We start from the raw sequence: 15002 nt of genomic DNA, 5'->3' as shown, positions 1-15002 counted from the left end.
CCGAAGCCCGCGCCGGATCCTGCGGCCGGGTAGTTTTTGCGCGGTGTCACACCTTTGTCGGCTGATGATGACACTTTTTTCAAAAAAAGTAGTAACTTTGTCGCTTAATCCAACAGTATCGGAGCATGCATGAAATTAACGCTATCCACAGCATAATGAAATCATACTCCAAGCAAGATCGCTAAATATGAACAACCTTCTGCTCCGCTCTCTCACCGGGCTCGTCTACGTGGCTCTGATAGTGTGTTCGATATTATACGGAGGCATGTGGGGCCTCACCGCCCTGCTCGCCCTCTTTGCCGTGCTGTCGACGGTGGAACTCCATTCGCTCTGCGGCGGGACGGGACAGTCAGGCACTACCGCGACACTGATCATTGACATAGCCGGATCAATGGCCGTCACAGCCGCCCCGGCACTGTATGCGACAGCATACCTGCACTCCGGCCCATGGGCGGCATTCGCAACCGCGGCGGTTCCATTCATGGCTTACCTCATAGTGCGCCTCATAGCACAGCTTTATGTGACTCCTGACATATCGCCTCTGCGATCGCTGGCCTGCAGCCTCTCGGGGCAGACATATATCTCGCTGCCTCTGGCCTGCGCGGCCGCCGTCTACATCATGTCATCGCCGTCAATGGCTCTGCTCATGTTCGTCATGATATGGCTAAACGACACCGGCGCATTCTGTGTAGGGTCGATGATCGGACGCCGACGCCTGTTCGAGCGCATATCGCCCAAGAAATCGTGGGAAGGCTTTTTCGGCGGCATGGCATTCTGCATTATCTGCGCCATAGCCGCAGGCCACATATCATGCGGCCTACCGGGCTATATGAGCATCGGCCTTCTGGCAGCCTATGCCGTGGCCGCCTGCCTGTTCGCGACATGGGGCGATCTTGTAGAATCGCTTCTCAAACGCACCCTCAAAGTGAAGGACAGCGGGCGTCTGCTGCCCGGTCACGGCGGCATACTCGACCGCATCGACTCTCTGCTGCTCGTGGCGCCTGCGACGCTGATATTCCTCTCCATATGCATAATCGCGATATTATAAATCTCTCCGACCATAAGTAAGCATTCAAATTCAAGCGACAGTAAGTGAAAGACGATCTTTTATACAATCTGCCAACACTTACTTAACAACAATTACCATAATGAGCGACCAACGTTACAATCTGCGCGGCGTAAGCGCCTCCAAAGAGGATGTACACAACGCCATCAAAAACGTAGACAAAGGCATCTTCCCCGGCGCCTTCTGCAAAATCATCCCCGACATACTTGGCGGCGATCCCGAATGGTGTAACATCATGCATGCCGACGGTGCCGGAACCAAATCATCTCTGGCCTACATCTACTGGCGCGAGACAGGCGATCTGTCGGTGTGGAAAGGGATAGCGCAGGACGCACTGATAATGAACATCGACGACCTGCTCTGCGTGGGCGCTACCGACAACATTCTCGTCAGCTCCACGATAGGACGCAACAAGATGCTGATTCCGGGCGAGGTCATAGCCGCCATAATCAACGGCACTGAAGAGCTGCTGGCCGACCTGCGCGACAAGGGCGTGGGAGTATGGAGCACCGGCGGCGAGACTGCCGACGTGGGCGATCTCGTGCGCACGATAATCGTCGACTCCACGGTCACATGCCGTATGCGCCGCTCCGACGTGATCGACAATGCGAATATCGCCGGCGGCGATGTCATAGTCGGTCTGGCTTCATCGGGACAGGCCTCATACGAGAAGGAATATAACGGCGGCATGGGCAGCAACGGCCTGACATCGGCCCGCCACGACGTATTCGCAAAGTATCTCGCCGATCGCTACCCCGAAAGCTTTGACGCGGCCGTTCCAGACGAACTGGTATATTCCGGCGGCGTGCGTCTGGACACTCCGGTGGAACACACCGGCGTGACAGCCGGCAAGCTCGTGCTGTCGCCCACCCGCACATATGCCCCTGTGATCAAGCAGATCCTCGCCGAGATGCGCACGTCGATCCACGGCATGGTCCACTGTTCGGGAGGCGCTCAGACCAAGGTGATGCATTTTGTGAAGAACAAACATGTCATAAAGGACAACCTCTTCCCGATCCCTCCCCTGTTCAAGCTCATCCAGGAGCAGTCGGGCACCGAATGGCCGGAAATGTACAAGGTATTCAACATGGGTCACCGTATGGAAATCTATGTCAAGCCCGAGGATGCAGCCCGCATCATTGAGATTTCCGAAGCCTTCGGCATAGAGGCACGCATCGTGGGACGCGTGGAGGAGGCTCCGGCCAACCGCCTTACGATAAAATCGGAAAAAGGGGTGTTTGAATACTGATCAGAGCCACAGCGGCCAGGCCACAGCCATGTACACGACCCGCCATATCGCCGCACTGCTCGCCATTGCCGCCACGGCGGCAATCGGATGGCTGTGCGGATGCAGCAGAGGCGCGTCGGATACAGCAGACGATTCCGACTCGCTGCGCCACCGTCTGCCCGACACCCTACGGGTAGGCACGCTCTACAGCCCTACGTCGTATTTCATCTACCGACAGGAGCCTATGGGCTATGACTACGACATGGTGAGCCGGTTTGCAGCCGACAAAGGGATGCATCTGGGCCTCCGGATAGCTCCGTCGCTTTCGAGAGCGGTGGAGATGCTCGATTCGGGTCTGATCGACCTGCTTGCATACGAAGTGCCGGTGACAGGCGAATACCGCCAGCGGGTGATACACTGCGGCATCGAGAATGCGACATATCAGGTGCTTGTTCAGCCCAAGCGGGGGAAGCAGCCGCTGATCTCCGATGTCACGCAGCTTGTGGGTCGCGAAGTGTATGTGGAAGAAAGCTCCAAATACCTGCAGCGTCTCAACAACCTCAATGAGGAACTTGGCGGCGGCATCATCATCCATGAAGTAGACCGCGACACGCTGATCACGGAGGATCTGATGGAGATGGTGTCGAAGGGCGAGATTCCTCTGACGGTGGTGGACAGCGATATAGGCCGGCTCAACAAGACGTATTACAACGATCTTGACATCACGCTCCAGATATCATTTCCGCAACGTTCGGCCTGGGGCGTGGCTGTCGGCAACCAATGGCTTGCCGACAGCATCGACACCTGGAGCCGCGGGGAGAAACCACGGCGGCAGCAGGCCACACTGCTCAAACGATATTTCGAGTTGAGCAAGGGTTCAGAGCCAGGGACAGCCGCCGTGAAGATCGATCTTTCGAAAGGGGTCGTGTCGCCTTTTGACCATCTGTTCAGACGCTATGCCTCCACCATCGGATGGGACTGGCGTCTACTGGCGTCGTTGAGTTTCAAGGAGAGCCGGTTTGACTCCACGGTGGTATCGTGGGCCGGCGCACGCGGAATCATGCAGATCATGCCACGCACAGCCCGTGCCTATGGCATGACCGATGAAGCCATGACCGACAACAATGCCAACATCTCCACTGCGGTGAAGATACTGGCGGCTCTCGACAAGTCGCTTGCATCGCGTGTGCCGGAGCGCAGCGAACGGCGCAAGTTTGTCGTGGCCGCCTACAATTCCGGACTCGCCCACATACTCGACGCGATAGCTCTGGCGGCCAAATACGGCATGAATCCTCAGGTGTGGGACGGGAATGTCGAACAGGCTCTGCTTCTCAAATCGAATCCGGAGTATTACAACGATCCGGTATGCAAATACGGCTATTTCCGCGGACGTGAAACATCATCGCATGTCAGCAGCGTATTTGCCTTCTACGATCAAGTTTGCAAAAACATACGGCAATGACATTCCGGCCGGACTTTCGACAGTGAACAATCCGTAACAGTGCCAAGAACCTATTATAATCCATTATTTTATATCCGTTATGAAGAAAAGATATCTATCTGTAGCTCTCGTAGTGGCTCTTGCAGGCTCTATGATGATGACTTCATGTATCGGCAGCTTCTCGCTGACCAACAAACTCCTGTCGTGGAACCGTCAGGTAGGCAACAAATTTGTCAACGAACTCGTGTTTTTCGCATTCTGGGTCATTCCAGTCTATGAAGTGTCGTGCCTGGCCGACGTGCTTGTGATCAACAGCATCGAGTTCTGGAGCGGCAGCAATCCCGTGGCCAAGGGCAAGAAAGTGATCGACGGCCACGACGGACGCTACCTCGTGGAATGCGACGGCAAGGGCTATACCATCACCTCGGAGAACGACGGTTCGATCGTCAGACTCGATTTCGATGCCGACCGACAGACATGGAGCGTCGATGCCGGACAGGGAGCGATACCGTTCATGACCTTTGTCGATGACAATCATGTCAGCATGCCTGCAGCCGACGGCACAATGCAGACCATAGAGCTCAGCCAGGCCGGAGTGATGGCCTATTCCCAGAGTGCCGCGACAGGTCTCTTCGCCTCACGCTGACACTACATAATCAATCATAAGAGAGGCCATGTGTCGGAACTCATATCCCAGACACATGGCCTCTCTTATTTTATGTTGTTCAGAAGAAGAGGATGATCACTCCTCGGCCGACTCGGCTTCGGCGGCCTCCACAGCGGCGTCAGACGCGATATTGGGCGCCTCAAGTCCGTAGTGCTTGCGTGTGTCGAGTATCTTGAGCCAGAGAGCGAATATCAGCGCCAGCACGCCGAATCCGGCGAACATCAGCATCGGATTGGTATAGTCATACTCCATCGGATCGGTCACTCCGGCATTGCTTGCCGCAAGCACGTTGCCAAACAGGATAGGCACTCCGAAGAGTCCGATGTTCTGCACCCAGAAGATCAGCGAGTAGGCACTGCCCAGGTAGCGCTTGTCCATCACCTTGGGCACTGAAGGCCACAGGGCCGCAGGCACCAGTGCGAACGACACTCCGAGCACCAGAATGGTCACAAGAGCCAGAATATGGCTCGGCACAGCCGGAAGCAGCAGAGCGAACACCAGATGGCAACCGATCAGCAGCAGCGATCCGAGGATAAGCATGGTGGCGCCACGACCGAACTTGTCGAGACAGTACCCCAGAGGCGGAGTCAGCATCAGCGCGCCGATCGGGAACCACCGCAGCAGGTCGGCAGCCGTCTCGGCCGAGATGCCGAGATTGCACTGCAGCATGTTGGTGCCGAAACGCTGGAAGGGGAAAATAGCCGAATAATAGAGCACGCAGAGCAGAGCTATGATCCAGAACAGGTGGGAGCGGAACAGTCCGCCAACATCGCTGAGCTTGAACTCCTCCTCGGAAGAGGTCTCTCCGGATCCCACACCGGTCTGCCGGTCGAGAGTACGGTCCATGACCGTAAACACTATGAAACATATCAGACCGATGAGCAGCAGCACGGTGCAGAAAGCCACCGGAACCACTACCGACGGATCGCCTCCGAGCGCCTGCGAAAGACGTGGAGAGAGCGAGAATACGGCAAACACGCCCAAACGCGCCAGAGCCATCTCGCAGCCCATGGCCAGAGCCATCTCCTTGCCGTCAAACCAGCGTGCGATCGCCTTGCTGACCGTAATACCGGCCATCTCGCAGCCGCAGCCGAATATCATGAAACCGAGAGCGGCCAGCTTGGCCGAACCGGGCATCGCAGTCCACCACGACGAGAGCCATCCGTCAAAAGCCGTTCCCACAAACAGCGGGCTAATGGCATAGAGTTTGATGACTGCACCGCCCACCATGAGCGATGCCGAGAGGGTGCCGGTGAAACGCACACCCATCTTGTCGAGGATTATACCGGCCACTATAAGGAAGCCGAACACATTGAGCATATACTCCGCACCGGCATAGTTGCCGAATGCCGTAGGACTCCAGCCAAGCCGCACTTCGAGCAGCTCCTGAAGCGGCGACATCACATCGACAAACATATAGGCGAAGAACATCATCGACGCGATCAGCGCCAGCGCAGTCCATCTCGCCCATGCCTTGTCGTTGAGAACCTGTCTTACTTTTTCCATTTTCTGACTAATTCGTTGATTGTATTACTGTTTTGATTAATAATCTATGCGGGCGACCCTACACAACCCGAAAGGACTGCTTATACGGCAGAACCCGATCAGAAGAGATAGCCGAATCCCACATTAAGATATATGGGATACATATTGAAGGTCACCGTTTTGAACGACGAAACGAAGATATCGTTAAGCCCCCACGACAGATTGGCGTTGACCGCCAGATGGCTATAGGCCATCCATGTCACTCCGGCCTGAAGTCCCCACTGGAACTTGCGCAGCTCGTCGCCGAAGTCGTATGATGCCCGTGAGTCGCCCTCAAACACGTATTTGTTGCCTGTGGGATCCCCTTCGCGGAGATATCCATTGTAGACATAGCCGTCGAACTCGTTCTTATAAGCATAGGCGAGATACGGGCCGAACGTCAGCGACGTGCGGTCGTGCACACGCAGGCGTGCCAGAATGGGCACCGACAGTTGCTGTGTGCTGTATTTCGTGCGCACCATCCCGGTCCAACGGCCTTTGAGTTTCTTGCCGTCGTCGAGTATCTCCATGCCGTAGTTTTTCACACGGGCTTTTGTTTCCATGCCCTTTGTGCCGAGCTGGAGAGCGACAGTGAGACCCCATTTACGGTCGGGGGTCAGCCATTTTGTGGCTATGGCTCCCACCTGCATATTGAGTTTGGGATCGAACGACTTGATGCGACGGATCTCTTCGGGCAGAGGCAGCGGCGAGGCTCCACCCACGTTGAATCCGGCGTTGACCTGATATTCTATATCACGGAAGAAGCCCTCGGCTCCTACTGGCATGACTGCCGACAGCATGACGACTGCGGCGGCCATGAGGCGTATGAATGATTTCATTGTTATTGACGGAGATGAATGATGTAACTTATTAATTGGCACACGTGATTAGTCGGCACACGTGATCTGGATACGGTCGACCTGAAGAGTGCTGCCTATGGCGCCTCTGAAAAAGTCGCCGTCCTCACTCGAACTCATCACAATGGCAATGCTGTACTTGCCCTCGCTGAGTTTTTCGGGATCTATCTGCTTGCCCTGACGCAGTGTGAACGGTACGGAGAATTCCCTCCAGTCGGACGAAGCCTGTCGGTCGGGTATTACGGCTGTGGATATGATCATGGGGTTGTCGGCGGCAAGCACATTGGTGCCGTCGAGCCATTCGTGTCCGGGCGATGTTTCGAACAAAACGGCGTAAAGATTAAACATGTCAGTCTTTCCGGGCACGGCCACGAGATTGCCGTCGGCATCCGGTTCGCTGTATGTCGGTCCGGGCTGATATTTGTAGAAGCCGCTGAACATCACAGGCACCTGAGTAAACGGTATTCCGAAATGGGTTGCTCCCAGAGGATTCGTCATGGCATTGGTGCCGTCGAACGTACCGAAAAACAGATTTCCGGCCGCCATCGGCTTTTTGGCCCGTTGTCCGAACGATCCGGTGGAGCGTGTAACCAGCGCCACGCATTTTCCGCCATCCACTCCCCCGTCGGCCTGATAAGTGGGGAATGTGCCGGGAGTAGATCCCTGCAGAGTCAGCGCAAAAGCCGAATTGGCGCTTGCCCATACGAGAGCGTCTTTGCCCGAAGGATCAGGCTCGTAGAACTCATCGTAGGAGCATACGCCTCCGAGAGCCTTGATGCGGCGCACATGGTCGAAATCGTATTCGAGATTGATACTGTTGTTGCGCTGCACCTCCACGATATAGTCTTTGTGCCACTTGCCGTCCTCCGAGGTTACGATATATGTCTGCGGGAACTCGAAGTTGCGCAGTGTGCCGCTCGGCGGCTCGACAGTGGCTCCCGGCGACAGCTCAAACTCCGGTGCAAGCGCCGTCACAGCCTGATTGTTTTTCACTATCAGGAGCACCTTGGTGTTGGATATGTTAGGCTCACGGTTAAGCACATCACCGGACACAGTCACCTGCACGATATCGCATTCGGCATTTTTGGGCTCTTCCCTGATACACGCAGAGAGTAGTCCGGACAACAGCACAAATGCAGCGATTGATCTAATTGTCATCTGTTTATATTATGATTTGCCAATATTTCACTGACCGACGCCTCTTCCGGCGTCGGTATTTAATCCGTCAAAATTAGTCTAATTATTTCGTGCGACTGGTCAAATGGTCGAAAAAATCGGTAGTGTTAAATATATTTAACTAAAATAAATCATCGTAAAGAAGAATAAAAGGCTAATTTCGCGCCATATTTTACGTGATACAGACAGTACAAATCATTACACAATCATGCCTTGACAAAGGCTTTTACAACAAACTAAACAATTGACAATGAGAAAACTTTTCACCTACGTGCTTGTAGCTGCCGCTGCGATGGCAGGCTTCACTTCATGTAGCGACGACGACAACAACGACCCTCAGCTCTTCGAGCTTCCGGCCGAAAGCAAGACCATGACTCCGTCAAACGGTCTGACATTCGTTAGCAACGGACAGTCGCTCTCCGACGTCACCCTCCAGTACGTGCCCGCCGCCGACGGCAAGAGCGCGATCCTTGACATTTTCGGCAGCAATGCGAGCCGCGCCGAAAGCCCTGTAATAGCTCCGGGCGACGTGCTTCCCGGTGCTGCTTCGGTTAGCATCAACGTGACTCCCAAATTCGAGGCTGACCGTGCGACATTCGAAGGCGACGCAGAGTCGACCTACTGCACTTTCCACTATGACGGCACCATCACCGCCACCACCATTCAGGTCAACTTCACAAACATCGTGATGAAGAACGGTGTGATCATCTCCACCCTCACCTTCACCGATGCCGACGTAGACCACATGCTCGAGCTGACCTACAACGGCGCTCCGCTCATGGGCAAGACGGTGAGCTTCAAGCCCGATGCATCAGACTTCAAGCGTGCGGTGCTGACTCTTGCCGGACAGGCTCTTGACCTGACCGACCTGCTCGCCACCGCACAGCTGCCGGTAGACCTCTCGAAGCTCTCCAAGATACAGACACCCGGAGTGATTCCCGGCACATCGAGCTTCGAGCTGCCCGTAGTTCTCGGCGACGACAATACCTTCAGCGGCTCGGCCGAAACCGCATTCGTAACCTTCAACTACGAAGGTCAGGTCGCTTCCGAGAAACTCGTGTTCAACATCACCGAAGCCAAGCTCAAAAATGCTCCGCTCTCCGAAAACAAATGGTATGTTCCTCACTATTTCTATAATGAAGACACTTGGGAATACGAAGGCAATCCTGTGCATTTCGTATGGGAAAGCAGCGCCAAATTCAACATTGACTTAGGTGGATTGGTGCTGCCATTTCCGCCTGCCGATCTTGTCGGCATTATGCTTCAGATGGGTCTCATACCGCAAGACGATAATGAAACGGCCAGCATAACCCAGATGATCTCACGTTCGCTTAAGACCATTGAATTCCATCCGGACGGCAATATCATCGCAGGCTATGTTGAGAACGGAAAAGTCGGCGGTCCGGTAATACAGTCGCCCGCTGGACTGGCACAATATGTCATTGCATCCGATGGCACTTTACTGCTCTATCTCAACCCTCAGGCTATCATTATGAATGTAATGAAAGCGCAGAACGAGGCTGCTAAATCACGTGCAATCGACTTCTCCAAATATCAGGCTACAATCGACGGACTGGCTGAGATGCTTGCCAGATGCGTCAGCGAGGGCTTCCCTATCACCTACGCCAACGGCATATATAAAGCAGCGACAGAAGAAGGCGAAGATAGCGAATTCATCAATACTGATGACAATCTTTCGGTTTATGCCAACACTGAATTCATTCTCCCGATCCTTAAAGCAGTAGCACCCATCTTCAATGATGAGGAAGTGCGCCAGACAATCATGAACCTTGCCGGACAGAATGAGGATTTTGCAGCAATGGCACCCATGTTGGACGGCATCCTCAAGTCTGTTCCCGATGTCGTCGAGGGTACTACCAAGATCGAAGCCGGTATTATCCTTACTAAAAACGAACCCATCGTTTCCGAAACTCCCGCTGAATAATCCAGCGATTATTTCTATAATGAGAGGCTGCCCGTCAACGACGGCGCAGCCTCTCTGCTTTCATTATGCCGGGGCATCGGGTGAAGGCTACCAGCTGCCGTGCTCCTGCTTATGCTCCCTGAAGTCGTGCTTCCTGTCGGTAAGCGCACTGCCCTGTCCCCACCAGTCCTGGTGGCGGGTGACACCATACATGGGGTATTTCCTGCCATTGAGATAGAACCCCTTGCCAGCCACGATCTCATAATGACGCAGACCCAACGGCTGAACCACCTCGTCGACCTTGCGGCCATCCTGATAAAGACACGAAACTACTTTATACAGATAAGGATCGGTACGGCCTTGCCACAGATGCGGCTTGGAGATCCGGCGAGATAGCCGTTGACATACACCTCGGCACACGCTCCCACCCCTTCGAAACGGAGATACACTCTCTAATAAAACACTGCAAAACGATCAGATCCATGCGTGCCGCTTCCACAAAGCCACACAAAATCATGGATTATAACAGCCTTCGACATTACCACACCATATATTCGCCATATGCAGTCGCCAACGGAAAGCGTCACTTGGCGTTGTTCCCTGGCGCAGTGACTTCGCACAGAACAACGCCTCTCTGCCGAGACTCAACCTCATCAGGGAAGGGAGTCATTAGATTATTGGATCAGAGCAAACACCCCATGATAAAATTCATCACAAATGTCGTAATGGTGAATTGGTAAATTTAATTATGGAAACGACACGTTTTGACGTTTTCATGTTATACTTTTGCCGTATGAAAAAAAATATGGGACGGTTGATCCGCTACATACTGATAATTCACAAGCTGTCGGGGCATAAAAAATATGTTTCGGCAGAGGCTCTTATCTCATACCTCAATCTTCAAATGGATCTGAGGGGATATGAGGTAGGCATAAGCCAGCGCACTTTACAAAGAGATATAAAAGAGATCGCGGATATGTTTGATGTGGAAATCAAGAACTATCGCGGATATGGATATTATATTGCTGACAGAATAGAAGAAACCGACATCAGATATCAGGAACTTCTGCTCAACTTTGATCTCTTGACTTCCATGAATCAAGTGAGTCAGTCAGTAGGATATATAATTCCCGAGCATCATCGGCCCAAAGGGATTGAAAGTATTCCAGCCATTATTAATGCGATAAAGGAACATCGAATTACCGAGTTTGACTACATCCTTGTAAGAAAGGGCGACAAGATAATTTCAAAGAGAGTCAAACCACATTTTCTAAAGGAATCTCTGGGCTTGTGGTATCTCCTTGCTCTTGATGAACATGATGCTCTCAAAGCATACGGGATAGACCGGATGCGTAACATCCATGTCACGGACACGACATTCAAACGAGACGACTCCATCAACCCGGATGATCTTTTCAAACACAGCTATGGCATTTGGGATGATCCGTCGATACCCATCGAGGATATTGAGCTTTCATATTCTCCGCTGGACGGCAAATTTGTCAAGACGACTCCGTTGCATAGCTCTCAAAAGATTCTCGCTGACAATGACGACGAGTTCAGGATAAGTCTGCGGCTAAGGATTACAAACGATTTCGTCATGGCGCTTTTGTCAAGAAGTGCGTCTCTGACGGTGATTCGCCCTCTGTCACTACTGAAGCGTATAAATGAAATATACAGAAACGCCCTAAAGAGAAATGAGTTATGAGAAGTATGCGAGATTTGATACATGATGCGATATATCCCAACACAAGGGTATATTATGACGCGAATGGAAACTACAGAGGTTCAAGCACGGATATCACTCCATTTTTGACACTCCTTGGCCGTTGTTGGGGGTGGATATTATGGCTATATATTGTCCTGACACCATTGCTGGCGCCGGTATATTTCATATTCGCACACTGGTTCTGCCGGAAATATGACGCCGAGTTTATGGCATCGGATCCAGTAGGCTGGCCGAAGGAAAAGAAATCAATTTTGAAAAATCATAGAAACATTCTTATCGGATGGATAATTTTCATGGTCTATGGCTACTGTATAGATTGGGGGCAGAATGACCTGCCATACAAATATACACAGCCATCTCAGCATTGGGAAGAAGCCACTTACGACCCTGACACCTATGTAGACCCCTATAAACAATACAAAGAAAACAATAACAGATAAAGATATGGCAGCACACAACTCGAAAACATCATTTACTGGCGAGGAACTTACACGGATTATCTCGCTTGTTCGTCAGCTTGAAATGGCTGAACCGTCTAAAAAGAAAGGCATAAGAGAAAATCTTCGTAAAATAGGACTGTATTGGTCCGAAGTCGCTCCGAGAATGCCTTACACAGTTGAAAATCTACGTCTGCTGTTCGAGAGCGAAAAGCTGACACTCCACGAACAAGGGCAATCAGATTCCACCGCCAACAATCTGGCGGATATCTTGTCCGTCAAATCGAAACCACTATCCGATGGAGCTGTGGCTTCCGATATCATCCTTCCGGACAAACATGGGTCGAGAAGCAATTCCGATGAGCATTATGTTATCGACCTCTGCGATGAAATTCTGGGGCAGACTGCAAGCCGTCAGCATCGGTTCGACTTCCTCAGAGGCGATTACGGCACTACACTACCTGTTGACGCTTATTATCCTTCTTTGAATCTCGTCATCGAGTATTATGAATCACAGCACTCCGAATCCACACCTTTCTTCGACAAGAGACAGACAGTCAGTGGCGTATCCCGCGGCGAACAACGACGGATATATGATTTACGACGCCAGGAGGTGTTGCCAAAACATGGAATTAATGTTGTGGTTATTCCATACACCGCTTTTGGATCGACCAAGAAGATTGTCAGGAATCCGCAGTCAGACAAACTTGCGATTATGCGTACCCTCAAAGAAAATGGCATTGATCTTTGATAGTCATATCTGGCTTAATACAGAGAAACATGGTTGACAACAATGTCTAAAACATCCATGCGCACTAAATAACGGCAAATCATTCGGGGATTTGCCGTTATTTAGTTAACTTTGTGCTTGATATACAAAGACTCCAATAACAGAGACACGCAATGCCATACTCACGCTTGCAGAGAATCGGGACAGCTTCCGGTTCGCTGAACTGTTGTCGTATCTCAACGGACTGTTTGAGATTTCAAAGGTCACGCTATCCTGGTATCTCCGGGAAATGGTCAACGACAACATTATCTTCAAGCTTGGCCGGGGCATATATACGGCACACAAGGTGCATACATCGGAATACACGCCACGCCTGAGGACCAAAGCTGTGAAAGTCGGCAAAATTATCGCCCGACAGTTTCCATTTGTCTCGGTCAGCGTACTCGATGGTCAGGTCTTTGCGGATTTCCAGCACCATATTTCCTCCAACAATGTAATATATTTGGAAGTGGACCGCGATGCCATGGAGTCAGTCTTCCATACTTTGAAACAGAAGGGATATGCCGCATATCTCAATCCGTCGAAAGATTTTGTATATGACAACATCGACTTGTCGAAGGAGGCTGTGATTGTGAAGCCTTTGATTTCCTAATCCCCGCTTGTGGATTTTAAGGGAATCAAGACCCCGCGTCTGGAGAAAATTCTTGTAGCTGTTTATTGTGACGATGACTTGGATTATCTTCACGGCAGCGAATGGAGCAGGATGTTCGACAATGCGCTTTCGATGTATTCCGTCAACCGAACCGCAATGCTGCGATATGCCTCGCGTCGTAATGCCAAACCGGTCATAGAAAAGGCCATAGAAAACTTGGGAACCCACAATGATTAAACCACACTGTTTCGGCAAGGACTGGTTTCAGTCAATGTCGAAGAAATACCGTTAAAACGACCTCGGCATTATCGAGAAAGTCATCAGAGCCTTTGCTCTCCTCGACCTTTTGGCCCGCTCAGGCTGCCCTTATATCTTCACGGGTGGCACATGCGTCGGTCTGATACTTGGCGACAAGACACGTCGGCGTTCAATCGACATTGACATTATCTGTCCTCCCGGCACCAATGTCGAGAAATTTGACATCTCAAAACTGACCTCCGACATGAACATAGACCGTGTATTGCCAGTCCGACTCAACAAGTTGAAGAAGACACGCCCTGAGGCTTTCTTCTATTGGTATCTTATTGACCGCATTCTATAAAACAGACAAATAGGCACTAAACAGCGGCAAATATTACCAAAATTTGCCATTGTTTAGTCAACATAGAAGATAGTACTATGATTAAAGAGACACGGCTGTCGCCGGAAATGATTGACGCATTGGAGATGGCGATTCGCGAGGCTGTGCAGGAACGCATAGACACCGACCCCGATGTTGCTGACTGCTATCTGCGCATCATTCCGGGCAAATGGCTTGTTCAGGTGATGTATCTCGAGGAAAACAACCTGACCGCACCCAACCGCGACGTGGCGCTGCTCAACCTCATGTACGACCTAAAGGATTCATACGGCGGCAACGAGATATGGATGCTCGATAACCAAGCCATCCGTCGTCTTGCCGAATCCTATGGAGAACTATTAGAAATTGACCTTTGCCTGAATTGAAATTGACCAAGTTTGCAAATGCTAACATTGAGGAGCAAAGCTTTGGCACTGGGAGTAACTAATTTTGCGGCGTCAAGGGCTTATCTCTTCGACATCAGCACAAAACTTGGATGCAATGTCCTCAAATACGGAATTTACCGCGACCTACGCCGTGGGCAGTGTGGCCATGATTCTGTCAGGCATGGTGGTCATGCTTCTGGCTTGAGTTATGAACAAAAAGAATCGGGAATCCGTTTCTATTACGTATCGTTTAAACTAAAACTGCTATGAAAATCAAAGACGAACTTGAATATGCTCCCGGACAGATTGCCAACAAGGTAATCGCCAGGAACGCTTCCGGAATGGTCGTCATGATGGCATTCGACAAGGATGCCGCTCTCGCCACCCATACTGCTCCGGCGGTAGCCGTCGTTCAGATTTTGGAGGGAGTATGTGCTTTCACCATTAATGGAGAAGAGCGGATGCTGCAGGCCGGTGATTATATTGTGATGCAGCCTGGCACTCCCCACTCCCTTAGAGCTCCCGAACGATTCAAGATGTTGCTTACCAAGTTGAACGCCTGAAAT

14 protein-coding genes and 2 pseudogenes are annotated in these 15002 nt (G+C 51.7%); 12 read left to right on the top strand and 4 right to left on the bottom strand.

Translation table 11 applies throughout. The features are described from left to right. Positions 1–187 precede the first annotated feature (187 nt). The 4 genes from NF347_RS03530 to NF347_RS03515 all read left to right on the top strand — a co-directional run bounded on the left by NF347_RS03530 (position 188) and on the right by NF347_RS03515 (position 4381). Positions 188–1048, top strand: coding sequence for a phosphatidate cytidylyltransferase (locus NF347_RS03530; protein WP_107035759.1), 861 nt, complete (start codon positions 188–190; stop codon positions 1046–1048). 100 nt (positions 1049–1148) lie between these two features. Next, positions 1149–2315 carry an AIR synthase related protein gene (locus tag NF347_RS03525; protein WP_107035760.1) on the top strand — a complete coding sequence of 389 codons (1167 nt, stop codon included), beginning with the start codon at positions 1149–1151 and terminating at the stop codon, positions 2313–2315. Continuing rightward, positions 2305–3756: an MltF family protein gene (locus NF347_RS03520; RefSeq protein ID WP_133165471.1), complete on the top strand. Its 1452-nt coding sequence runs from the start codon at positions 2305–2307 to the stop codon at positions 3754–3756. Before NF347_RS03525 ends, NF347_RS03520 begins: the two co-directional genes overlap by 11 nt. Before the next feature lie 79 nt (positions 3757–3835). Then, positions 3836–4381 (top strand): DUF3332 domain-containing protein, encoded by a 546-nt coding sequence (locus NF347_RS03515; protein ID WP_107681552.1) that lies wholly within the window; start codon positions 3836–3838, stop codon positions 4379–4381. Positions 4382–4477: 96 nt separating this feature from the next. On the opposite strand, the gene NF347_RS03510 is transcribed toward NF347_RS03515, so the two are convergent. From NF347_RS03510 to NF347_RS03500, 3 genes are all read right to left on the bottom strand, one after another. After that, complete coding sequence (locus tag NF347_RS03510) at positions 4478–5908, bottom strand: MFS transporter (RefSeq protein ID WP_240604910.1); 1431 nt, start codon at positions 5906–5908, stop codon at positions 4478–4480. A 98-nt stretch (positions 5909–6006) separates the two neighbouring features. Continuing rightward, the gene (locus NF347_RS03505; protein ID WP_107681551.1) at positions 6007–6765 is read right to left on the bottom strand and encodes a porin family protein; all 759 of its coding nucleotides are present in this window, start codon (positions 6763–6765) and stop codon (positions 6007–6009) included. 48 nt (positions 6766–6813) lie between these two features. Further along, complete coding sequence (locus NF347_RS03500; RefSeq protein WP_107035764.1) at positions 6814–7941, bottom strand: PCMD domain-containing protein; 1128 nt, start codon at positions 7939–7941, stop codon at positions 6814–6816. A gap of 268 nt (positions 7942–8209) precedes the next feature. Here NF347_RS03500 and NF347_RS03495 point away from each other — a divergent pair, with 268 nt between their 5' ends. Beyond that, positions 8210–9904 carry a hypothetical protein gene (locus NF347_RS03495; protein ID WP_107035765.1) on the top strand — a complete coding sequence of 565 codons (1695 nt, stop codon included), beginning with the start codon at positions 8210–8212 and terminating at the stop codon, positions 9902–9904. 120 nt (positions 9905–10024) lie between these two features. Here the strand turns inward: NF347_RS03495 and NF347_RS03490 are convergent. Next, positions 10025–10270, bottom strand: a pseudogene (locus tag NF347_RS03490) (glycoside hydrolase family 2 protein); the annotation flags it as partial. A 361-nt stretch (positions 10271–10631) separates the two neighbouring features. Between NF347_RS03490 and NF347_RS03485 the strand changes: the two are divergent. From NF347_RS03485 to NF347_RS03450, 7 genes and pseudogenes are all read left to right on the top strand, one after another. Then, positions 10632–11591, top strand: a complete 960-nt coding sequence (locus NF347_RS03485; RefSeq protein WP_240604909.1) for a helix-turn-helix transcriptional regulator — start codon at positions 10632–10634, stop codon at positions 11589–11591. A gap of 5 nt (positions 11592–11596) precedes the next feature. After that, the gene (locus tag NF347_RS03480; protein WP_133165470.1) at positions 11597–12052 is read left to right on the top strand and encodes a hypothetical protein; all 456 of its coding nucleotides are present in this window, start codon (positions 11597–11599) and stop codon (positions 12050–12052) included. Positions 12053–12056: 4 nt separating this feature from the next. Then, the gene (locus NF347_RS03475; RefSeq protein ID WP_274946275.1) at positions 12057–12800 is read left to right on the top strand and encodes a hypothetical protein; all 744 of its coding nucleotides are present in this window, start codon (positions 12057–12059) and stop codon (positions 12798–12800) included. 205 nt (positions 12801–13005) lie between these two features. Next, a pseudogene (locus NF347_RS13660) lies at positions 13006–13668 on the top strand (DUF6577 family protein). 109 nt (positions 13669–13777) lie between these two features. Then, complete coding sequence (locus tag NF347_RS03460) at positions 13778–14032, top strand: hypothetical protein (RefSeq protein WP_123542781.1); 255 nt, start codon at positions 13778–13780, stop codon at positions 14030–14032. Between the two features lie 77 nt (positions 14033–14109). Then, entirely contained in the window at positions 14110–14436 is a 327-nt protein-coding gene (locus NF347_RS03455) for a hypothetical protein (RefSeq protein ID WP_107681711.1), read from the top strand. A gap of 266 nt (positions 14437–14702) precedes the next feature. Beyond that, positions 14703–14999, top strand: a complete 297-nt coding sequence (locus tag NF347_RS03450) for a cupin domain-containing protein (RefSeq protein WP_107037051.1) — start codon at positions 14703–14705, stop codon at positions 14997–14999. Positions 15000–15002 lie beyond the last annotated feature (3 nt).

This window comes from Paramuribaculum intestinale (assembly GCF_030759015.1).
Lineage (GTDB): Bacteria > Bacteroidota > Bacteroidia > Bacteroidales > Muribaculaceae > Paramuribaculum > Paramuribaculum intestinale.
Note: the sequence above shows the minus strand (reverse complement) of the source record. Positions and strands in the feature narration are given on the sequence as shown.

Bases quoted from the DNA above. Each gene is read 5' to 3' on its own strand.
- NF347_RS03485 (WP_240604909.1), top strand. From the start codon at position 10,632: ATGGAAACGACACGTTTTGACGTTTTCATGTTATACTTTTGCCGTATG.
- NF347_RS03480 (WP_133165470.1), top strand. From the start codon at position 11,597: ATGCGAGATTTGATACATGATGCGATATATCCCAACACAAGGGTATAT.
- NF347_RS03510 (WP_240604910.1), bottom strand. From the start codon at position 5,908: ATGGAAAAAGTAAGACAGGTTCTCAACGACAAGGCATGGGCGAGATGG.
- NF347_RS03515 (WP_107681552.1), top strand. From the start codon at position 3,836: ATGAAGAAAAGATATCTATCTGTAGCTCTCGTAGTGGCTCTTGCAGGC.
- NF347_RS03495 (WP_107035765.1), top strand. From the start codon at position 8,210: ATGAGAAAACTTTTCACCTACGTGCTTGTAGCTGCCGCTGCGATGGCA.
- NF347_RS03525 (WP_107035760.1), top strand. From the start codon at position 1,149: ATGAGCGACCAACGTTACAATCTGCGCGGCGTAAGCGCCTCCAAAGAG.
- NF347_RS03450 (WP_107037051.1), top strand. From the start codon at position 14,703: ATGAAAATCAAAGACGAACTTGAATATGCTCCCGGACAGATTGCCAAC.
- NF347_RS03500 (WP_107035764.1), bottom strand. From the start codon at position 7,941: ATGACAATTAGATCAATCGCTGCATTTGTGCTGTTGTCCGGACTACTC.
- NF347_RS03475 (WP_274946275.1), top strand. From the start codon at position 12,057: ATGGCAGCACACAACTCGAAAACATCATTTACTGGCGAGGAACTTACA.
- NF347_RS03455 (WP_107681711.1), top strand. From the start codon at position 14,110: ATGATTAAAGAGACACGGCTGTCGCCGGAAATGATTGACGCATTGGAG.
- NF347_RS03505 (WP_107681551.1), bottom strand. From the start codon at position 6,765: ATGAAATCATTCATACGCCTCATGGCCGCCGCAGTCGTCATGCTGTCG.
- NF347_RS03530 (WP_107035759.1), top strand. From the start codon at position 188: ATGAACAACCTTCTGCTCCGCTCTCTCACCGGGCTCGTCTACGTGGCT.